Annotated in this window: 19 protein-coding genes; 2 read left to right on the top strand and 17 right to left on the bottom strand. The window is 46.9% G+C overall.

All coding sequences use genetic code 11. The annotated features are described in order from the left end of the window. Window positions 1–17: 17 nt before the first annotated feature. The 9 genes from B1A98_RS12245 to B1A98_RS12205 form a co-directional block, all read right to left on the bottom strand. Window positions 18–815: an HAD family hydrolase gene (locus B1A98_RS12245; protein ID WP_063386119.1), complete on the bottom strand. Its 798-nt coding sequence runs from the start codon at window positions 813–815 to the stop codon at window positions 18–20. Next, window positions 812–1927: a cysteine protease StiP family protein gene (locus tag B1A98_RS12240; protein ID WP_063386118.1), complete on the bottom strand. Its 1116-nt coding sequence runs from the start codon at window positions 1925–1927 to the stop codon at window positions 812–814. The genes B1A98_RS12245 and B1A98_RS12240 overlap by 4 nt, the downstream gene beginning before the upstream one ends. 13 nt (window positions 1928–1940) lie before the next feature. After that, window positions 1941–3317: a phosphoribosyltransferase family protein gene (locus B1A98_RS12235; RefSeq protein WP_082821849.1), complete on the bottom strand. Its 1377-nt coding sequence runs from the start codon at window positions 3315–3317 to the stop codon at window positions 1941–1943. Then, window positions 3268–4458, bottom strand: a complete 1191-nt coding sequence (locus tag B1A98_RS12230; RefSeq protein ID WP_063386117.1) for an HpcH/HpaI aldolase/citrate lyase family protein — start codon at window positions 4456–4458, stop codon at window positions 3268–3270. The genes B1A98_RS12235 and B1A98_RS12230 overlap by 50 nt, the downstream gene beginning before the upstream one ends. Before the next feature lie 109 nt (window positions 4459–4567). Then, the gene (locus B1A98_RS12225) at window positions 4568–5359 is read right to left on the bottom strand and encodes a TerC family protein (RefSeq protein WP_063386116.1); all 792 of its coding nucleotides are present in this window, start codon (window positions 5357–5359) and stop codon (window positions 4568–4570) included. 62 nt (window positions 5360–5421) lie between these two features. Continuing rightward, window positions 5422–6000: a TerD family protein gene (locus B1A98_RS12220; protein ID WP_063386115.1), complete on the bottom strand. Its 579-nt coding sequence runs from the start codon at window positions 5998–6000 to the stop codon at window positions 5422–5424. Between the two features lie 65 nt (window positions 6001–6065). Beyond that, window positions 6066–6644, bottom strand: a complete 579-nt coding sequence (locus B1A98_RS12215; protein ID WP_063386114.1) for a TerD family protein — start codon at window positions 6642–6644, stop codon at window positions 6066–6068. A 28-nt stretch (window positions 6645–6672) separates the two neighbouring features. Next, the gene (locus B1A98_RS12210) at window positions 6673–7275 is read right to left on the bottom strand and encodes a TerD family protein (protein WP_041095552.1); all 603 of its coding nucleotides are present in this window, start codon (window positions 7273–7275) and stop codon (window positions 6673–6675) included. 286 nt (window positions 7276–7561) lie between these two features. Then, complete coding sequence (locus B1A98_RS12205; protein WP_063386113.1) at window positions 7562–8245, bottom strand: phosphoribosylaminoimidazolesuccinocarboxamide synthase; 684 nt, start codon at window positions 8243–8245, stop codon at window positions 7562–7564. Window positions 8246–8427: 182 nt separating this feature from the next. Here B1A98_RS12205 and B1A98_RS12200 point away from each other — a divergent pair, with 182 nt between their 5' ends. Beyond that, entirely contained in the window at window positions 8428–8913 is a 486-nt protein-coding gene (locus B1A98_RS12200; protein ID WP_041095554.1) for a hypothetical protein, read from the top strand. Window positions 8914–9069: 156 nt separating this feature from the next. On the opposite strand, the gene B1A98_RS12195 is transcribed toward B1A98_RS12200, so the two are convergent. Further along, window positions 9070–10830, bottom strand: coding sequence for an SIR2 family protein (locus tag B1A98_RS12195; protein ID WP_063386112.1), 1761 nt, complete (start codon window positions 10828–10830; stop codon window positions 9070–9072). Between the two features lie 260 nt (window positions 10831–11090). On the opposite strand from B1A98_RS12195, the gene pepT reads away from it, so the two are divergent. Beyond that, window positions 11091–12323: a peptidase T gene (gene pepT / locus B1A98_RS12190; protein WP_063386111.1), complete on the top strand. Its 1233-nt coding sequence runs from the start codon at window positions 11091–11093 to the stop codon at window positions 12321–12323. Window positions 12324–12477: 154 nt separating this feature from the next. Here the strand turns inward: pepT and B1A98_RS12185 are convergent, their stop codons facing one another. From B1A98_RS12185 to B1A98_RS20770, 7 genes are all read right to left on the bottom strand, one after another. Beyond that, window positions 12478–14547, bottom strand: coding sequence for a catalase (locus B1A98_RS12185; protein ID WP_063386110.1), 2070 nt, complete (start codon window positions 14545–14547; stop codon window positions 12478–12480). 255 nt (window positions 14548–14802) lie between these two features. Further along, window positions 14803–15780 carry a 5-oxoprolinase subunit C family protein gene (locus tag B1A98_RS12180; protein ID WP_063386109.1) on the bottom strand — a complete coding sequence of 326 codons (978 nt, stop codon included), beginning with the start codon at window positions 15778–15780 and terminating at the stop codon, window positions 14803–14805. Then, window positions 15781–16665, bottom strand: a complete 885-nt coding sequence (locus tag B1A98_RS12175; protein ID WP_063386108.1) for a 5-oxoprolinase subunit B family protein — start codon at window positions 16663–16665, stop codon at window positions 15781–15783. It abuts the gene before it with no gap. A 14-nt stretch (window positions 16666–16679) separates the two neighbouring features. Beyond that, window positions 16680–18731, bottom strand: a complete 2052-nt coding sequence (locus B1A98_RS12170; RefSeq protein ID WP_063386107.1) for a sigma 54-interacting transcriptional regulator — start codon at window positions 18729–18731, stop codon at window positions 16680–16682. A 50-nt stretch (window positions 18732–18781) separates the two neighbouring features. Next, a complete protein-coding gene (locus B1A98_RS12165; RefSeq protein ID WP_063386106.1) occupies window positions 18782–19417 on the bottom strand; it encodes a nucleotidyltransferase family protein in 636 nt (211 codons plus the stop codon). 28 nt (window positions 19418–19445) lie between these two features. Further along, complete coding sequence (locus B1A98_RS12160) at window positions 19446–20246, bottom strand: XdhC family protein (protein WP_223662313.1); 801 nt, start codon at window positions 20244–20246, stop codon at window positions 19446–19448. Beyond that, window positions 20224–20601: an XdhC family protein gene (locus B1A98_RS20770; protein ID WP_240492529.1), complete on the bottom strand. Its 378-nt coding sequence runs from the start codon at window positions 20599–20601 to the stop codon at window positions 20224–20226. Before B1A98_RS20770 ends, B1A98_RS12160 begins: the two co-directional genes overlap by 23 nt.

The raw sequence follows: 20601 nt of genomic DNA, 5'->3' as shown, positions 1-20601 counted from the left end.
GTCAGTTGCAACTAAACTTAAAGAGCGGCTTCAAGTTTTTTCAATAGGGCGGCTTCCACTATTTCTTCGGCTGCTGCGATACCTGAGGTTTCAGTTAGCCCCAAATGGCCATAGTCCGCTGCCGCTTCCCCATGGCGCGGAATCAAGCCGCAGCCTGATTTTTCAATTAAACAGACATCTAAATAAGAATCCCCCGCTGTCAAAACGGGCTTCTTTCCCTCTTTCTCGGCAATGTATTGCACAGCGTCCCATTTGTTTATAAAGCTCGGAATAAAATAAACTTTCCTGCCCTGATGGGAAAACTCCCAGCCTTGCCCTGCAGCCCATCTTGCGTACCCATTCAGCACCTCGGCCGGAGCGAGCTCCGGCTTAATAATTAAATAGATGAAAAAAGGATCTACTGTCCGAATGGATTCCAGCCACACCGCATCTGCCGTTTCTATCACTCTCGTTTTCACTTCTTCCAAAGACGTCTTGCTTTGATTAATTTTTGTTTGCACATACTCTTGCCAATGGCGGTCTATTTGCCCGTTTTCGAGAATCACGCCGCCGTTGCAAGTAATCGCATACTTGGGACAGATTTCTGTCTGAAAAAGCGAGACGCGCCTGTACTGCTCGACTGTCCGGGTAGTAACCGGAACAAACATCATTTGCTGTGACAATTCCTTCAGAAGACGGATCGCCTTTTCGGTCATGAAGGAAATTTCTTTGCCTTGATATATTTCGACATTGCGGATCGGCCTATCCGGCTCCGCTCCCTCTAAAAACTTGCTGGAATAGATTAGCGTGCGGTCTAAATCACTCGCAAAAATCATTGGTCTGTCTCCATTGGCTTAATCAGCCCGCAGCATGTATAAGACATATTCTTATATTCCTCCACTGGAACATTCCTCTCTTTTGCCAGCTGGAAAATATGCTTTAAACGAGAGTCGCTCTTATCCTTCACAAGAATTTTCCAAGGAATACGGCGAAGAAGCACCCTTGTCGTCTCTCCTGCACCCGGCTTAATGAGGTTCGTATCTTGAATGCCAAATTCCCGCTGAATCGTTTCGATCGACTGAAGCCCTTTCCATGTCGGCGTCCGGTCCATTTGCTGCAGCTCTGCTTTCGCTTGTTGTATGAACGGCAAAGCGGCCTCAAATTCAGCTGTAATCACATCAATGTAATGATTGGACACATCTTGTTCCGCTAATTCCTTGTATACCTTTGCTCCATGAAAGTCGCTCTCTTTAATCCAATTATCATTTAAAACTGTCCGGCTCACAAGTCCGGAAACGGTAGAATTCAGACAGGCGCTCGGAATAAGAAAGTCTTCTCTTGTACCGAACAAGGAAGAGCAATGCCCGGGATCAGCCAGTACGGCCAGTTCATCGTCCAGCACCCTGCCGTGCCGCTCTTCAAACAGACGAACAGAACGCGCCAACTCCTTGGAAATGGCCCCCTTCCCTGTCCAGCCATCGATGAAGACCAGCCGTTTACCGGGGTGCTGATCCAATATATACAACAGCGCATTTTCATCGATTCCCCGTCCCCGGATGATCGATACGCTGTAATGGGGAATTGTCCAGCCATGAACTTTTTCGGCGTACCGTTTCATTAAAATGCCAATTGGCGTTCCCGCCCGAGCGAGAGAGACGAATACGATGTCCCGTCCTTTTTCCTCCATGACTAACTCGGACACTGCTCCTGCCGCAATCGCTACCTTTTGTTTGTATGTATCAAGCGATTCGTCAAACAGCTGCAAATATTCTCTTGTCGGCTGATACTCTACCGGGAGCATTTCTGAATAATGTATACCTTGCTGAATGGCCCGCTCTCGCTCCGCAGTGCTTTTCTCAAGGTCAGCGGCAGACAAATCTTTCAGAAGAAATATCACATCCTCCAAGGAATAGCTGCCCAGCACGGTTTGTCTCTCATTCTTTTTCATCTGAGTGCTCCTTTCAATTAAAATCAACAATATGAATGTGCGGCAAGCTGCGAAACTCACGCAAAAGAGCAGAAAGCCTCTTCTCGTCCACCGACCGCTCGAAGAAAATAAACACTTCGTCATAGGCGCAATCGATCACATTATAGGCATAGTTCATAATCGCCGGATCATCCGGACTTTCAAAGGCCAGACGGCTTCTTACCGGATATCCGTCTTCATTGAGAGGAAAAATCGGGCTTCTGGTCGTTGAATGATACCAAACGCCTTCCCCCATATGAGCAGCCGCTTTCATCGGGATATACATAAATTCTCCCGTGCCGAGGCAAAGTGTCCGCTTGCCTTGCCTTTTCATCAGCAAATGCTCTCCGATTTTACGGCAATAGTCCTCGATGGCGCCTTTGTTTTCTGAGGAAAGGCCAAAGCGTCCCGTTATCGCCAAATAAGGAGCCTCGTTTGTTGCGCCTAATGAATCAATAGATGAATAAGCAATAGACGGAACAGGAGGGCTGATCGAACGAAGGCTGATCCGGCTGTACTCCGGCTCTTTATCTGCGGGGGGCTTGTCGCTGACCCGTCCTTCTTCCATAGCGGGCGCTCCATGGACCTGGATGGACCCTGACAGCAGCGAATGCGTGTGAATCTCAATGCCCCATTCCCGCTCAAATTCCTTCACTCTCTGCCGATCTTGTTTTGTGCGCCAATCTAACAAGGAAAGCACAACATACTGTTTCCGCGGATATTTCCTTTGGATGGAAGCAATGATATTCAAGGCCGTCTTTCCGGTTGTGATTTCATCATCTACAAGACAAATCGGCCTGTCATTATCTAGGCTCTCTTCGGGTGCGTAGCAGCGCTGATCGGTCGCATGCGAATGTTCTTCCTCAAAATAAAGGGTGACTTCTTTATCGAGAAGCATCTCCCGTGTGGAATGGATATAAGTTGATTGGCTGAAACAGTCAAACACTCCATGACCAAGTGCGGTTGCTGTTTCCGCAAAGCCGATAAATAGCAGAGGCTTTTCTGGAGAATACGTCATATTTGTTGCGAGGGAGTAAGCTGCTTCCAGCTGCTCGGCTGAACCGCCGTTTAATGCTTCAATAAGCTGCTCTTTGCCAGGCAGCTGATCGCCGGTTTCCCTCTCATAATAAAGTGAAGCAAGCAAGGCCGAAGCAATAGAAGGAATAGAAGGGTGAAGCGGGATATGCTTGCCCAGCACCTTGCTGACGAACAGAAAAGACCGCTTCTTGTTAATCCGTGCAGCCATTTCATATAATGCTTTTGCCGGAAGGTTATATGGATTTTCGTCTATTTGCACGTCTACCTTTAAAGATCTGCCGATATTATGTGTATACCGGTTCGGATAGTAAGTCGATGAATGTGCTGTTTTCATGGAACACCCCGTAAATGTCTGATTTCATTAGTATTTTTTCCGCCCATTTTAAATGGGGCTTAATTTCATTCATTTTGTTTTGAAATTCGCTTTTAAACACACCCTTGCGGCCATTCGCCTGCTGAACAATGCTTAAAGCATCTACATATTCCTCTTTGGAAACGACGTGCATAGCTTGCACCGGAAGCAGATGAGAAGGATGAATAATCGTCTTTCCAACTAATCCATTCGCTTGGTCAAGCAGTGTTTCTTGAATTAAACCGTCGAAGTTTTTACTGATGAGCTCTTTTCTTAAACGCAATCCCTCTGAGCCGAATTGCTTTTCAAAAGGCGTCTGGCGCAGCTGCGGCTTCAAAATCCGCTGACTGTTGGAAAAGTATTCCCATACCGGTCCTGATACAACATAGCCGCCGGGCTCCCTGCTAAACAAATTCACGATATCGGTAATCAGCTCGCTCACCACCGCAATATCATATACAGTCATTTGACTGCTTCTTCGCAAGCCATACAGCCCGCACAAATCAGTGGCGCCGATGCGAATGTTAAGGATAAGCTTCTCATACCGGCCAACGATTTCCTTGATGCGCAGCAGTTCGTCTAGCCGGCGTTCTTTATGCAGCACTTCAGGCGATTCCAATATCGGCATCCCATAAAGAACAGTACCTGATTGCCTATTGATCTGCTCCAGTTCAGCAAGAAAGCTTTCACCAGTTTTCGAGGAGAACTTAGGAAATACAAAACCGGTTACCTGCTCTAAAAAAGAGCCTAAACGGTAAGATAGCTCGCGCATCTGACGCGGGCTTCTGACGCGGATAAAAATCAAAGGAGCGGTTTCATCCGTGAGCCGGCCTTCTGCCGCCGCCTCCTCAATGGTCGCCATCTGAGAAATTAATGACTCCTCGGCTTGCGCGACCTCAAGATCCCCCACCGCATCTTCCAAACAGATAGCAAGGGCCGTAAGCTCCCGGTATTTGTTGGACATGATCAGCTGGGCGATGTCCCTTCTCGTTGCCGGCATGTATAATAGCGGGCCAAGACTATAGGCAAGCTTGGTCCTGTCGGTATATTTATTAACGGCCATTGGCTTTTTATAGAAAAATCCTTCCAAGTGCAGTTCCGGCAAATGATTAAAGTATCTCAAGCTTTTACACCTTCTTATAAATAAAGAAGGAGGGAGACTCCTTCTTTAAAAAATATAGATAACGTCTATTTCTGCATTACTCTTTATCTGGAAACAGGGAGCAAGCCCTTTATTCCTCTTTCTTGCCCGCCGCTGCTTCCTGCTCAGTCATCTTGCGCTGGTTTATGCGGTGAACGACAAACGTAGCCAGGAATGTAATGACTAGCACAATGAAGAACGCATAATGAGACACTTCGTAATGCGCGACACTTGCAGCCATTTTCAACGCGATCAAAGCAATTAAAATATAAGCGGTTGTTTCCAGCTCCGGAATTTTTTCGATCAGCTTCAGGAATACACCAGCCACTCCCCGCATCATGAGGACCCCGAGCATGCCGCCCAGCAAGAGCACCCAAATTTCTTCACTGACACCAAATGCCGCAAGGACACTATCGACCGAGAAAGCGATATCCATAATTTCAACAGCCACGACCGTGCCCCAAAAGGTGCCGAATAGGCGAATCAAAAATCCTTCTGTTTTTAAACCGCTTTCTGCTTCATCCTCACCGTCTTCTCCTTTGGATTTATCGATAAAGTACTTAATTGACAGCCAGGCGAGATACGCGGCACCCAAAAGCTTGACCCACCATAATTTAATCAGAAAAACGCCGACCCCGATGGCAATAAACCGGAAAGCATAAGCTCCAATTAAGCCGTAAAATAAAGCTTTTTTCCGCTGTTTGGGCGGAAGATGCTTAACCATAACAGCGAGCACAAGCGCATTATCAGCCGAAAGCAAGCCTTCAAGAATGACAAGTGTGCCGATTAACCCCCAGCTGACTGGATCGGTTAGCACTTCTGCCCACATGTGCCAATCAAAGAAGGCAGCATACGTATTAAAAATACCATGAATAATATCCATTCGTTCCTCCTGTTGAAAAAAACCAATAAAAGGCTTTTCTGCCCTTTATTGGCTTTAAAAAATTAAACTTCTAACCCGTAGTTGCGGCAAAGCGCTGCCAACCCGCCAGAGAAGCCGCTGCCGACGGCGCTGAACTTCCAATCGCCTCCGTGCTTATACAATTCACAAAAAACCACGGCTGTTTCAATCGAAAAATCTTCTCCTAAATCAAAGCGGAGCAGTTCCTGCCCGGTTGCCTCATCCGCGAGACGAACGAACGCATTGGATACTTGTCCGAAATTCTGGTTGCGCAAATCCGCCTCGTGAATCGTTACGGTAATGCCGATTCGGTCCACATAGGCCGGAATTTTGGAGAAATCCACGATTAATTGTTCATCATCGCCTTCCCCTTCACCCGTCCGATTATCCCCTGTATGAACAACCGCACCGCTTGGATGCTGCAAATTGTTATAGAAAATAAAGTCGTGATCGTTTTGGCAGCGATTGCCTGAATCGACAAGAAAAGCGGATGCATCCAGGTCAAACTCCCGGCCTCCGGAATATTTATTCGTATCCCAGCCAAGACCAATAACTGCTTTGACAAGACCGGGATTGGTTTTTGTTAAATCAATCTTTTGGCCTTTAGATAATGTAATCCCCATTGTCAAACTCCTCCTTACTCAATGATAAAGCGAAAGCTTTTCCAATGTGCACGGCTAAGCCGTTCTTACACTTGCAGTCCGTAGTCTTTCACGAGTGATGCCAGCCCGCCTTGATAACCGCTGCCGATCGCATTAAATTTCCATTCGCCGTTATGTCTGTAAAGCTCTCCGACAACGATGGCTGTTTCAATAGAGAAGTCCTCGCCAAGGTCATAACGGATCAACTCTTCATTGTTGTCTGCATTCACAATGCGCACATAGCTGTTAGACACTTGCCCAAAGTTTTGGTTGCGCGTCTCTGCGTCATGAATCGTGATCGTGAAGGCGATTTTTTCGATGGCAGCAGGCACGTCAGCAAGCATAATTTTTACCTGCTCATCATCGCCGTCTCCTTCACCCGTTAAGTTATCGCCTGAGTGAACAACAGAACCATTTCCGCCCTCCAAGTTGTTATAGAAAATGAAATCCTTCTCACTTTCACATTTGCCGGCGCCAGTTAAAAGAAACACGGAAGAATCCAGGTCAAATGAATGGCCGCCGTCATACTTATTCGTATCCCAGCCAAGACCAACAGTAATGTGTTTTAATCCGGGGTTGCCTTTTGTTAAGTCTACTTTTTGCCCTTTGCTTAATGAAATTGCCATATGAACTCCCTCTTTCCTAATTTTTTAGTTAAGTATAGCGACGAACCATTTCACGAAGCCCGGTATCGCGTGTGCCGGTTCCAACCGCAGCAAACTTCCAATCAGAGCCGTGACGATAAATCTCTGCTACTGTCAAACTTGTAGAACCAGAATAGTCTTCAGATAAGTTGAATTTAAGCAGCTCTTCTCCATTTGCCGAATTGACTACACGGATAAAAGCGTTTTCCACCATGCCAAAGTCCTGCTTGCGCGAAACACAGTCGTAAATATTCACCACAAAAACAAGCTTGGTCACATGAGAAGGCACACGCTTCAAATCGATAAGAATCTGCTCGTCATCCCCTTCTCCTTCTCCTGTCAAGTTATCTCCTGTATGTACAATGCTGCCGCAGCTGCTTTTCAGGTTGCCGAAATAAATCAACTGTTCATTGCTGACAAACTTGTCATCTTGAAGCATAATCACTGAAGCATCAATATCAAAGTTTGAGCTGCCGCCCCCGCCGAACATGCCAAGCAGACCGCCAGATTTCTTCTGAATCGGGTCCCAGCCAAGGCCGACCATAATTTTCTCAAGTCCCGGGTTGCCTTTTGTTAAATCAATTCTCTGTCCTTTCTGGAGGACAATAGCCAAATGAATCACTCCTTCAAAGTTAGCAAGAGACCTGTACTCCTGCCTAAATGGCTTTCTTTTTCCATTTTACTACACCTACTATCATACTACAAAAGATAAGCAATTTCGCTAATTTTCACTCAATTTCACAAGCTGAATTTATTAAGAATAGCGGGTTGAAAACGAGGCTTTATCAAAATAAAGGCTCTGTGATTATTCCTATTGATTTCTTCCTCGTTCACTCAAAAGATCCTACATAAAAAACAACCCCAAAACCGGTGCTGCAGGCTTTAGGGTCAACGGATGCTTACATTTCCAGCATGATTTTCTCCAGCTGAAGCGGTTCTATGTATTCACCTTGTTTATATGCGCGCATATTGCCGCCTGAAATTTCGTCAATCAACAAAATTTGTCCGTCTTTGCCGCGGCCGAATTCGAACTTGATATCATATAAATCAATGTCCTTCTTGGCAAGCTCGTCCTTTACCGTATTGGCAATCTTTCTAGTTAGTCCTTTCAACTCTTTATATTCTTCGTGGGAAAGGATATCAAGCATGGCGAGCGCGTCTTCAGAAATAGGCGGATCTTGGCGCTCGTCGTCCTTCAAGGTCACTTCCACAAACGCATCAAGCGGCTGGCCTTCTTGCGCATACAGGCCGTAGCGGCGCAGGAAGCTTCCCACTGCCCGGTAGCGGCAAATCACCTCAAGCCCTTTGCCGAAAACAGCAGCCGGCTGAACGGTCATTGTCGCTGCCTCGATATCCGCGTCAATATAGTGGGTAGGAATCTCTTTTTCTTTTAAAATCTCAAAAAAATGCTTGGTTAAGCGAAGACCAGCCCTGCCGGCACCTTCCATCGTCAAGCCAACTGTATTCGCTCCCGGATCGAATACACCGTTTTCACCGGTGACATCATCCTTAAATTTCAACAAATAATTGCCATCTTCCCGCTCGTATACATCTTTCGTCTTGCCGGTATAAATATGTTTCACAAAGTCAGCCCCTTTTTCAATTTTCGATCATTTTTATTATGCATGATTTTTTCTGAAAATTTAATAGGCGGGTCTTATTTTTCTGAACTGAATTCCTTTCCGGAGATTAATTGTAAGATAATTGAAACTTTTCGTTCACCGTCTCCGTAAGTCTAGTCGTAGAAGAAAGGAGAGAAAGCACGGTGAAGAAGATACTTGGATGCTTAGTAGTCGTTTGTGTGCTGATCGGCACCGCCGCTTGCGGCAAGAATGCGGTGTCAGAAGGCGAGGCTGCCAGGTTTGTAAAGGAGTACAAAGCGGAGCAATATACTGTAGAGGACCCTGCTAACATCCCGACCGGAGAAGAAATAGGGGAGAAGGTGAAGCGTTACCTTTCAAAGGAAGAGTTTGAAAGACAACTGGCGAACCGCACATTCAGCCTTACTCCCGATATGGCCAAGAAGATGAACAGAAGCATTAAATTGCAAAGTGTAAAGCTTAAAAAGGAAGCAGAAAACGAAGATGGAACAGTTCGTTACAACTACACGATGAAGCTGAAAATTTACGATGATGAAACCTCCGACATTGTTGAAAAACAAGGACAATTAACCCTCGCCAATGAGGACGGACTGAAAATCATGCGCGACTGGGAAGACCAAATAACAAAAATTAGCGACGAAACGTTTTAATCGCTTATATCGTGCTGCGTTTGAAACGAGTGCCAGCGGCAGCCAGATCATCTTTTCTTTATATGGCAAAACATGTGCGGTCAATGAACGCCAGAATCATAGACTTTTATTTGCCGATCTAAAGTCTTGAAAAAAAAGAACCTGATCTCCAGGTTCCTACCGGCGGAATTTTTTAGAGGCGTTAAGAAGCTCTTTGCCGCTGAATCCGTCTTTTTTATTCAGGTCTGCCGCTAACTTCCTGAGCCCCTCAAGAAATTTCTCACGACGTCCGTCACAAATAGCCAGAACCGGCCAGTCTTCGGTTTCTGCCCCTTCGTTCAAAAAACGGATCAAATACTCGTTGTTTGCTTTGCAGCCGAATTGTCCGGCAACGCTCCCGGTCTCTTCTTCATAGCGGCATTTAACGGCACGCAGCAGCTCAAACTGGTCAAAGTGCTGCTCGAACTCTTGTTCATCAAACGCCAGCCTGGCTTCAATGAACAAGTGCTGTAAATACGGATAAGTAAACAGTGTGGACGCCGGCGTTAAGCCTGCTTTTCCGCCTGCCATTTTCCTGAACAACCCCTCCAAGTCGCTCAGCATGGAAGTGCTGGCCAGAAAAGAAAGATGGTGGCGGTGAGGGTCTTGCACCTTAGGCAATGTAAACAGCTTGTTCAGCAATTGATAATTCTTTTTCATCACGGCGCTGATGCCGATGCTGTAAAAAACAGCTTGGAGAGGAATCTCCTGTGTAGCTAACAAAAATGGGTCCCCGTGATGATGCCGCGACCCGGTAAGGCGTTCGGCTGTCTGGATTAACAGTTCTATCTGATCGGGTGTTCTTGCATAATAAGCGACAATCGCCGCGAACATAGCAAGCGTTTTTGTTTTTTCTGCGATCATTTGGACACGGACAGACAGCTCTTCAGCAGATGCCTCTTCTGCCGTATAGTGTTGTCCAAACAAAAAAGCGGACACCTTTCTCGTCTGTTCTGTCAGCATCTCCCTTAACTCAATTTCCCGCCTGTCTTGTATATAGCGCTTTACCCGCTTTGTTTTCACTTGAATGTTTTCCGGGCTTATCTTTTTTATGGCCGCGATATGAGTGACATTTTCATACAGCTCGGTGAAAAAGTGATCGGCCCCTTTCGGATCAACAATCTTGCTGGCATCGCGAAAGCTAATGAGCTCATCCGCATGCGGGGTGAGTTTTTCCGAAAAAGCGTGCCAATACCATGAATAGCGGCGGCCTTTCACCGATCTGATCAGCTCACGGAGCGCCGTGTCCCACTCTGCCGACCAGCCGGATACGATAATGCCGTATTCATCAAATACCCGCCGCAACAGCTGGGCGAGCGGAACTGTATAGTTATCCAGCTCATCTGTGACATTCTTAAAGCGGGTATCGCGATAATCCCCATTTACTTTCAGCACCGTACACTCTGCATGAGCGAGCGGCTTCATCCCTTCAATATCGGTATCATGGTAAAGCGTCTGATATTGTATATTATGCTCATCAAGAGCATGCTCAAGAAGGCGGTCAAAATTTGTCGTCACGATCACTTTAAGATAACCGCGCTGAACCAGCTTGGCAATTGCATAATGAGCATCTGTCGGCACCTTCTGCTTTTGTTCGAGCTCCTCCAGCGTCGGCTCAAAAAACTCTTTCAGCAATCCATTGCGCTCGGAAGATGTTTTTGCCAGCAGTTCAATCACTTGGTTATAAAGCGGGGCTTTTCCATACCGCTTCTCATACCAGGCGACCGGATCGCTCTCATCTGCTCCATTAATATACATAATCCGCCGGCAGAGCTCCCGCAAAATGCCGCGGCCGGTCGGTATGCCGGCCGCGTAGGAAATGCCGGACCCTAAAAGCAGGGCATACACTCCCTTATTGGCTTCTACTGAAAACGCTAATGATAGCAGCTTCTCGTCCATTTCATAACCCCTTTCCCAGCAGCGGCAGCCATCTTATTAACGTGCCTGTTGTTCCAGACCATTCCTTCCTGTCAAGCGGCGGCACTTATCTTATCTATATGGACAACTGCCCTCTCTCATACTAGTCTTCTCTTCGCCGTTTCTGCCCTGTAATCCTGTTCGCATACAGAATTCATGCGGCTGTGAACTTTTTTGGCTAATTCTTACTGATGCTTATGTTACAATCAACTACATACATAACAAAAAGGAGCTGTGTTTGAATGAAAAAAGAAATCATTGACAGGTTTACCTCTTATGTCAAGGTTGATACACAGTCAGACGAAAGCAGCGAAACAACCCCTTCAACTCCGGGACAGTGGACGCTGCTGCACATGCTGGAGGAAGAGCTGAAGGCAATCGGCATGCAGGACATTCAGTTGGACGAAAATGGCTATTTAATGGCAACCCTGCCTGCAAATACGACAAAGGATGTGCCAGTTATTGGCTTTTTGGCCCATGTTGATACGGCCACCGACTTCACCGGAAAGAATGTCCAGCCGCAAATTATTGAAAATTACGACGGCTCCGATATTGTTCTCAATGAAGCGCTATCCGTTGTTTTATCGCCAAACGACTTTCCTGAGCTTGCTCAATATAAGAACCACACGTTAATCACCACAGACGGCACCACGCTGCTCGGTGCAGACAATAAAGCAGGCGTCGCGGAAATTATGACTGCCATGCACTATCTCCTGCGGCATCCTGAAATCAAGCATGGAAAAATCCGCGTCGCTTTTACGCCCGATGAAGAAATCGGCAAAGGGCCGCACAAATTTGACGTTGCCGCTTTTAACGCTAAGTTTGCTTATACAGTGGACGGAGGGCCGCTCGGCGAACTGCAGTATGAAAGCTTTAACGCAGCAGGCGCACAACTCACTATTCGCGGAAAAAACGTACACCCTGGGTCGGCAAAGGGAAAGATGATCCATTCTGCGAAAATTGCGATGGAGTTCCAGCATCAGCTCCCTGCCGATGAAGCTCCGGAGTATACAGAAGGATATGAGGGCTTCTACCACCTCCTTTCCATTGAGGGAGACGTAGAAAAAACAGAAATGCATTACATCATCCGCGACCACGACAAAGAGAAATTTCAGGAACGCAAAGAATTTTTCACGCAAGCCGTCAAAAACTTGCAAGAGAAATATGGAGCGGAGCGAGTCTCCCTTGAGCTGAACGATCAATATTACAACATGAAAGAAAAAATTGAACCTGTCCGGGAAGTGGTTGACATTGCTCATGAAGCGATGTCAAGCTTAGGCATCACGCCGATCGTTGAACCGATTCGCGGCGGGACGGACGGATCGCAGCTTTCCTATATGGGCCTGCCGACACCGAATATTTTTACAGGCGGGGAGAATTTCCATGGCCGCTTTGAATATGTATCTGTTGATAATATGGAAAAAGCCGTCCAGGTGATTGTCGAGATCGCCAAGCTATTTGAGGAAAAAGCGTAATTCACGTCCTCGGAGTCTTCGGAAACTGATATCAGGGGGCCGTTTGAGCTGGCCTCTTGTTCTTCTTAAAAAACAGGCGGAGACAAATGGTTTATGTGTCTCCGCCTGTTTTTATTTTAGAGGCTGATGAGACAGTCTCTTATTTGATTTCTTTTTACACTTGCCGAGACCAGTGCCGATGCTCAGCCAATGCGCTAATAAATGATTCACTGGATGCCTGCACGTCTTCCAGCTGGCGGGCAACAGTAACACCTGGCTCTGTACCGGCCGGGATGCCGGCTTCCGCAAGAACCTCAGCACCTTCTGTTGCGGCGCCGATGGTTTTAAAATGCTTAAAGGCGTCCTTAATAAATTCCGCCGCTTTTTGGCCGGCTTTCAGCTGGGCCACACTCTCCTTGCCGCCTGCTACGTATACCGCGTCAAATATGACCGGGTCACTTGTCAGGAAGGAGTGTACTGCTTCTGCTTCTTGCCCGTCTGCGCTCTTGACAGCACCGACATGGCTGCTGACTATTTCCGGATGAGCGCCGGCTTTTTCCAAGGCCTCTAGCATCGGAGTGACCGTTAAAGCCTCGTACCCCTCTGCCAAAAGGATCGCCACTTTGCGGGTAGCTGCGCTCTTTTTCTTATTTTGTTCTTGGCTCAACGCCGGGGAAGCGAGCCCTGCCTTTGACGCGGAGACTCCTGACGGCGACTTTACTCCGACGCCTGCGGCAATGGCTGCAGCCAGTTCCTCGTCCACATTAGCAAAAACATCGACAACTTGCTGTCTCACATCTTTACTCTTCACTTTGCCTACCTCGAAATGAAAAGCTTCAATGATATGCTGCTTCTCCACGTCCGTCATGCTGTTCCAGAACAGCTGAGCCTGTGAATAATGATCGTTAAAGCTGTCACTGCGCTGGCGAACTTTCCTACCCTCTACCTTTTCTTGATAATGAACATATCCGCCTTCTGCTTCAGCGGCAGGATGCGGATCATTCTGCTGCAAGGAGTTCTTATGATAGCTGACCTGCCCTTTATCAATAGCCATTTGATGATAGCCATCACGCTGGTTATTATGCACAGGGGCAACAGGACGGTTAATCGGGATTTGATGGAAGTTTGGTCCTCCTAGGCGGATCAGCTGAGTGTCTGTATAAGAGAATAATCGTCCTTGCAGAAGCGGATCATTGGAAAAGTCAATTCCGGGCACTACATGGCCCGGGTGAAAGGCGGCCTGCTCGGTTTCAGCAAACACATTATCCTGGTTGCGGTTTAATGTCATTTTGCCAATCTTTTTAACCGGTACTGTCTCTTCCGGCCACAGCTTCGTCGGGTCTAAAATATCAAAATCAAATGTATGTTCATCTTCTTCCTCGATCATTTGCACACCCAGCTCAAACTCCGGATAATCTCCCATTTCGATCGCTTCCCATAAATCGCGGCGATGAAAATCAGGATCGCGGCCAGCCAGTTTTTGCGCTTCATCCCAGACAAAAGAATGTACGCCAAGCACCGGTTTCCAATGAAACTTCACAAAACGGGCCTTCCCCTGCTCATTGACGAAACGGAACGTATGCACACCGAAGCCTTCCATCATGCGGTAGCTTCGCGGAATCGCCCGGTCAGACATCGCCCACATCACCATATGAGCAGATTCTGTATTGTTGGCAACGAAGTCCCAAAAGGTGTCGTGAGCGGTGGAAGCCTGCGGGATTTCATTGTGCGGCTCCGGTTTGAAGGAATGCACCAGGTCTGGAAATTTAATCGCATCTTGAATGAAGAAGACCGGTATGTTGTTGCCAACGAGATCATAGTTGCCTTCCTCAGTATAAAATTTGGTGGCAAACCCTCTGACATCGCGGACAGAATCAGCCGAACCGCGCGATCCCGCCACTGTAGAAAACCGGACAAACACAGGGGTTTTAACCGAAGGGTCCTGCAAAAATTTCGCCTTCGTATACTCTGCCATCGGCTCATATACCTGAAAATAACCATGCGCCCCAAAGCCGCGGGCATGAACAATTCTTTCCGGAATGCGCTCATGATCAAAATGCGTCATCTTCTCCCGAAACTGAAAATCCTCCATTAACGTCGGCCCGCGGCTGCCAGCCTTCAAAGAATGCTCATCATCCGATACACGCAGTCCTTGATTGGTCGTCATCTTCTTTCCTTTATGATCTACGCGAAACTGTTCAAGCTGTTCATCCTTTGCATTGTTTGAATGATCCTCTTTCTTCATCGCTTATCCCTCCTGATCTTTTTGCAAAAACCCAAGGCGATCCTTCATACAGTGAACATTCTTTCGTTTGTTTTATGTATCCGCCCAGCTGCCAGGGTGATCTCGTTTTCGCTATACCCTAAGGAAATCTGTATTAAACAACCCCGCTTTTTTTCACAAAGAAAACCCGCCCCCCACTGGAGACAGGCGTTTTGTTTTATTAATAAAGAGCGGCGTATTTGCCTCTTTCCCATTCGTCCTTTTACAGACAGGTCGCTACCTTTTCATCATCGCTTCGATTTTACTGATCTTTTCCCGGCGTTCCCTGCGCGCTTCTACGGCCTGATCAATAGTAACGGCGATAAAGCGGCAGTGTGAATGCGGCCTGGATTGAGCGATGAGATCCAAATCCTGACTGATTACGGTGCCGACAGTGACAAATCCTCCGCCAGTTGCCGTGTCGTTATGCAGCACGATCAGCTCTTCTTCGTTCGGGAACATGATAGAGCCGATTGGATAGGCAAAATCCACCACATTGGAAAAGCTGTGGCCGGCACCAAATGGAGGGCTTTGCTGGGTTAAGGACACTTTCGCCCCAGTATAGCGGTAGGCGACCCTGTTCGATTCGGGGGACATTTTCCATTCAGAGTTTAAGAACTCCTTTAACCCGTTGTCACTTAGCAAATAACCGGATAGTCCGAGCGTCATTCTCAGCTCTTGGAAAGAACTAAATGATGGGGTGAATTCGAGAGGGACAGATTTCCCCGCCTGCTTGAGTGCTCCCGGCAACGGTTCATTGATTGCCAATTCATCGCCGGCTGCCAGCTTTCTCCCTTGAAACCCGCCAATCTTGCTCGTTTCATAGGTAGACTTGCTGCCAAACACTTCGTCTACTTGAATGCCTCCCGACACACAGAGATAGCTTTTTACTCCTTTCAGGCATTCTTTAACCGTCAGAGTATCCCCCTCCTTCACTTGGATGGTTTCCCAAAATGGAATAAGCTGATGATTTAAATAGGCTTTCATCGGGGCGCCTGTTAAAGCAATAATTGTATTTTTCCCAAATTCCATCTCCCCGCCGACCAGCGTCATTTCCAAGGCCGCAAATTCAGCCGGATTGCCGACAAGAAGGTTTCCAATGATAAATGAATATTTATCAGCCGCTCCTGAAGGGGGAACACCCAGATGATACTTGCCTACCCGCCCCATATCTTGTACGGTTGTCCATAAACCCGGGCTTTTTATTTTAATCATTTAAAAATCCCCCATTAATTCATGCATATACTCTTTTCCCTTTGCCATATATTCCATTGGCGAAAGATCAATTTCTTTCATTTTGTACCGGTACCGGCCGCTCTGCACTTCTTCTTCAATAGACGTATATTCTGATTCATTGACCGGCCTGTATTTCCAGATGTCTCCCGGGCGCGCCAGGAAAGAAGTCTCCTTCAAATCAATGAGCTGGTTTGACAAATCAACGACCGGCACAGCGGACATGCCAATTAACTGATAACTGCCGGTTCCTTTTACGGGATAAATGACGTTGAAAGCCCCGCCGATCGCTACGCTTCTTTCGGGCGTATCCGGCCGCGGACTCTTGTATTTGGGCGCCTGGATAATCTCATCAGGCTTGACCCCTAACGGAAAGTGCCAGGCCGTTCCCGGCAAGAAGCCGACCATCGTAATTAAGTAAGGAGCGCTTGAGTGCCTGTCAATGAAAGCTTCTTTATCAGTAAAGCCGTTTAACTTCATCACATAATCAAAATTGGAAAGCTTCGGTTCCTGATGGCGGCTGCTGAAACGCCGGGAATACTCTCTTGTAATCGGGTCATCATACCAAATCGGGATTTCCACCAGCCGCACCGATAAGCCAAGCGCCGCCGGATCACTTTTCGTAAAATCAATTTCTTTTAGATAATCAACGAGATCTCTGGCAGAGATAACGTCGGGATTATAACGGACTAAATAGGAAGCATTCGAGGAAACAATATCGATAATTCCAGGGATATTTCTTCTCCTTAATTCTTCTGTCACAGCCAGAGCTTTAAAGTTGCTTTCCGCTCTCATGTCCCGGGAAATTTCTGCATAAATATATTCATCGCCACAAAAATGAAAATTTGTTTCAGGCAGGTTAAACAATCGGCTCCACCTCTTTATTCTTTCAGCTTTTTCATCCGTCTGCTTATCGTTGCCGGGCTCACCCCCAGCACTTCCGATAATTTAGCAGCTGTTCCATACTTCTGCATGCCGCGAATAATCAATTGATTTTCCAGCTGCTCCACCGCTTCTTTCAGCGGCATGATGTCAAACACAAATGGCGGCTTTTCTCTTTTCTGCCTGTCTCCGTAAAGGGATTTAATGACATTTTCCCGATGAATCCATTCCTCTTCACTCAAGACGATTAATCTTTCAATAATATTTTGGAGTTCTCGCACGTTCCCCGGCCAATCGTATGTTTCTAACACTTCAATCGCTTCAGGAGTGAAGCTTTTCTTGATTTCATACATTTGCTTAAACTGCTCTAGAAAGAAGATGGCCAGCGGAAAAATATCTTCTTTTCTTTCCCTGAGCGGCGGAATTTCAAAAGGAATGACGTTTAACCGGTAATACAGATCTTCTCTAAAATCGCCTTCTTCAACCATTTGCTGCAAATTCTTGTTTGTCGCTGTAATCACCCGGACGTCTACGGCTACCGTACGGGTGCCGCCGACCCTTGTGATCTCTCTTTCCTGCAGCACTCTCAGCAGCTTTACCTGCATGGTGAGAGGAAGTTCACCGATTTCATCGAGAAAGAGCGTGCCGTTGTGGGCAATTTCAAACAGGCCTGCTTTTCCATTTCTGTCAGCTCCGGTGAACGCTCCCTTTTCGTATCCAAACAATTCGCTTTCAATTAATTGTTCCGGGATCGCTCCGCAGTTTACCCGGATAAACGCTTGTTCTTTTCTAGCACTCTCCGAATGGATCTTATGGGCAAATATTTCCTTGCCGACTCCCGATTCGCCTTCCAGCAAAACGGTAGAGTTTAACTGCGCCACCCGCCGCAGTTCAGCCAGCAAATTTTCTATTTTTTGCGACCGGTATACGAGCTTCTTCCCTCTAATATGAATGGAGGCAAGCTTATCCGTTATATCGGCAGCTTCAGCGCTCTTAGAAAGAGCGCGCTCCTCACGGTTATGTGAAATGTCTCTTGATAAAATGACTACTTTTTCAAGCTTCCCCTCATGATAAACAGGGGTAGCCACAGACCATACTCGTCTGCCGCCGGTCGCTTCCTGAAGTGCCGTCACCTTTTTCTTTTGCTTGATGCAGAGGTTAAATACATCCGGCTGAAATCTGTTCTTTTCTGTAAATTCACTGATATATTTGCCGATAATTTTTTCCGGCTTATCCACTTTCCAAAAATTGCTCAAAAAGAGGCCAGCCACCCGAATGATTTTTCCATTTTCATCAATAACGAGGATTTGCTCTTGTGAAGAGGCGTAAACCGCCTGAAGATCGGAGTATAAATTGCGGACAAAATCAAGTTCTTGGACAGCCTCTTCAAACACTTCGCGCAAAAAAAACATGTGTACAAGGCCAGTGATTTTTCCGTTGATTCGCAGCGGGTAAAAATTTCCGCTCATTTGCTTAAAATTAATGGAGCTGTTCAAACTGACAAGCGTTTCTCCCTTCATCACCCGTTCAAGGTCTTTATCAACCGTTAATAGCGCTTTGTAATTGCGGAAAAGCAAAAAGGAGCTGGGTATGCCTAAGATGTTTTCCGCTGTTTCATTGATAAACTCGATTTCATAATGGATATTGGTTCGAACGATGCCCACTCCGGAGCCATGAAGCAGCTGGTTCAAATGCGTCAGTTTGAGTTCATTGATTTTACTTTTGGCTTCCTTGACAGTAATGTAGCCAATCACTTCTCTATCTAAATTTTCGCCTATAATCATGGAAATATTGTGGGAGAATTCAACAGCGGAAAGCTGGGGCACCCGCAAAATATCATCCTTGTAGGAAATTGGTTCGTGCAGCCCTTCTGATTGCGCAAGCTGTTCCATTATATGCTGCATCGTACAGTAACCGATAATGGTCCCCTCCCGCTCTACGAAAGCGGCGTCTGCTTTTCTTGCTGTAAGCAGCTGAATAACAGCTTCTACTGTGCTTTCCGTGTCGACCATTACATCAATCGGTTTGAGAATATCTTTCCAAATAATCAAGGTACCCCTCCTGTCCCTACCAAAAGCACGGTTTCACCCATTATAATATATTATTTATTTGAAATATTCAGTTTAATTATTTGCTTGTTTGCTTCTTTATAATCTTGCGGAGTATCAATATCGACGGCCACTCCCTCATCTTTCACGGCCAAACACTTCTTAACGGCCAGGCGCTTAAAAATAGAACGGGCTCCTTGATCGCCATGCATCCCGGCAAACAGACTCTCCTCTATTCTTCCTAAAAATACCGGATGTCCGGGAATATCCTTGTATAACGGCCGAATCATAAAAGGCTCAAGCTGCTCATGAACCATTCTGCTGCCGCTTTCATAAATGGCCTGAATGGTTTGTTTTGAGATGAACGGAAGATCTCCAAGAAAGATCATTACATTGGAATCTGCCGGTGAAAGCTGCTGAATCCCGGCTGCGAGCGACGAGCTCTGGCCCAGGCGATAGTCTGGATGAATCACCCATTGAAACCGGTTGTCTACCACATGGATCTGCTCTTGGATAGCAGCTGCCTCATGGCCGATAACAGCGATCACTTTAGTAAACCTCTCTTCCAGCACCCGATCAATAACATGTGCCAGCATGCAACGTTCCCCTATCGGCAAAAGCTGTTTTGTTTGGCCCATCCTTGATGACAGCCCGGCTGCCAGAATGATTGCGCACACCTTTTCAGTCATAGTTCTCCGCCTCTTCCGAAAGAATAAATTATGATTGGGCCAGCTGGTGGATGTGCATGGAATTGTGCAAGAATCCGCCTGTATGTCCATTTTTAACAGCAATAATTTCTCCTAAAACACTAATGGCAATTTCTTCGGCTCCACTGGCGCCAATGTCAAGGCCAACAGGGCTGTACATCCGTTCAAGCTGGCTATTCTCAAATCGAACTCCTTCCTTTTCCAACGCTTCAAGCATTCGCATGCGGCGGGAACGCGGACCAAGCACGCCTATGTACGGGGCTTGGGAGGGCAGGACGAATTTGAGTGTTTCCTGATCTTTCTCGAGGTGATGGTTCATCACGATGATATACGTTCGACTGTCAATGAAAAGCCGTTCAGCAAACTTTGCCGTTTCAGCAATGACCCTTGTCGCACCGGGAAACCGCTCTTCACTATTATAAAACGGGCGCTGATCTACAACAACTGTGTGAAAGCCCAATGAAACTCCGTACTTAGCAACAGGAATAGCATCATGTCCGGCACCGAAGATCAGCAATGTCAGCGGCGGAATATACACATCCATAAATACGGATACTTCCTTTTTCTCGGCATTGTGCAGCCCCTTCGTCTGCGGCTTGGGATTTGGCTCATTTAACTTATTTGCGGCCGCAAGAAGAGCTTGAGCATCCAATGCCGAATCACCAAGTGTTCCCACAGCCTGCCCCTCTTTCGGGATAAATAAACGGCCCGGCGGCCCGGCTTCTCCCGTTTGCAAAACTGTCGCCAGTACTCCTTCCCGCTTTTCCTGAATACAATCAAGCCAAGCATCAAAAGCAAGTGGCTGAGGCATCTTCATTCCCCGCTTTCTTGTTTGCCGGCTGATGATCCGGAACCGGCTCAATGTAAATTTCTACTGTGCCCGGACAGCCGAGCCCCAATCCCCAAACAACGTCTTCATCCATGGCATATGTTTTTAATGCTGGAACACCAGACTCGATGACTTGCTTGGCCACTTCGGCAACATCCGCTTCTAAGCAGCCTCCTGAAATCATCCCTGTAATGTTTTCCTGTTCATCCACGAGCATCTTTGCTCCTTCCCGCCGATAAGCAGATCCATACACACGGACAACGGTAGCAAGCGCCGCTTTTCGTCCAGCTTCCCGGGCTTCCTGAATGGCTTCTATTACTAACAGATCTTCTGACAT

The sequence above is a fragment of the Pseudobacillus badius genome (genome assembly GCF_002189605.1).
Taxonomy (GTDB): domain Bacteria; phylum Bacillota; class Bacilli; order Bacillales; family Domibacillaceae; genus Pseudobacillus; species Pseudobacillus badius.
Note: the sequence above shows the minus strand (reverse complement) of the source record. Positions and strands in the feature narration are given on the sequence as shown.

Excerpts from the sequence above, each read along its gene's own strand:
- B1A98_RS12245 (WP_063386119.1), bottom strand. The coding sequence starts at position 815 with ATGATTTTTGCGAGTGATTTAGACCGCACGCTAATCTATTCCAGCAAG.
- B1A98_RS12240 (WP_063386118.1), bottom strand. The coding sequence starts at position 1,927 with ATGAAAAAGAATGAGAGACAAACCGTGCTGGGCAGCTATTCCTTGGAG.
- B1A98_RS12235 (WP_082821849.1), bottom strand. The coding sequence starts at position 3,317 with ATGAAAACAGCACATTCATCGACTTACTATCCGAACCGGTATACACAT.
- B1A98_RS12225 (WP_063386116.1), bottom strand. The coding sequence starts at position 5,359 with ATGGATATTATTCATGGTATTTTTAATACGTATGCTGCCTTCTTTGAT.
- B1A98_RS12220 (WP_063386115.1), bottom strand. The coding sequence starts at position 6,000 with ATGGGGATTACATTATCTAAAGGCCAAAAGATTGATTTAACAAAAACC.
- B1A98_RS12215 (WP_063386114.1), bottom strand. The coding sequence starts at position 6,644 with ATGGCAATTTCATTAAGCAAAGGGCAAAAAGTAGACTTAACAAAAGGC.
- B1A98_RS12195 (WP_063386112.1), bottom strand. The coding sequence starts at position 10,830 with ATGGACGAGAAGCTGCTATCATTAGCGTTTTCAGTAGAAGCCAATAAG.
- pepT (WP_063386111.1), top strand. The coding sequence starts at position 11,091 with ATGAAAAAAGAAATCATTGACAGGTTTACCTCTTATGTCAAGGTTGAT.
- B1A98_RS12185 (WP_063386110.1), bottom strand. The coding sequence starts at position 14,547 with ATGAAGAAAGAGGATCATTCAAACAATGCAAAGGATGAACAGCTTGAA.
- B1A98_RS12180 (WP_063386109.1), bottom strand. The coding sequence starts at position 15,780 with ATGATTAAAATAAAAAGCCCGGGTTTATGGACAACCGTACAAGATATG.
- B1A98_RS12165 (WP_063386106.1), bottom strand. The coding sequence starts at position 19,417 with ATGACTGAAAAGGTGTGCGCAATCATTCTGGCAGCCGGGCTGTCATCA.
- B1A98_RS12160 (WP_223662313.1), bottom strand. The coding sequence starts at position 20,246 with ATGCCTCAGCCACTTGCTTTTGATGCTTGGCTTGATTGTATTCAGGAA.
- B1A98_RS20770 (WP_240492529.1), bottom strand. The coding sequence starts at position 20,601 with ATGTCAGAAGATCTGTTAGTAATAGAAGCCATTCAGGAAGCCCGGGAA.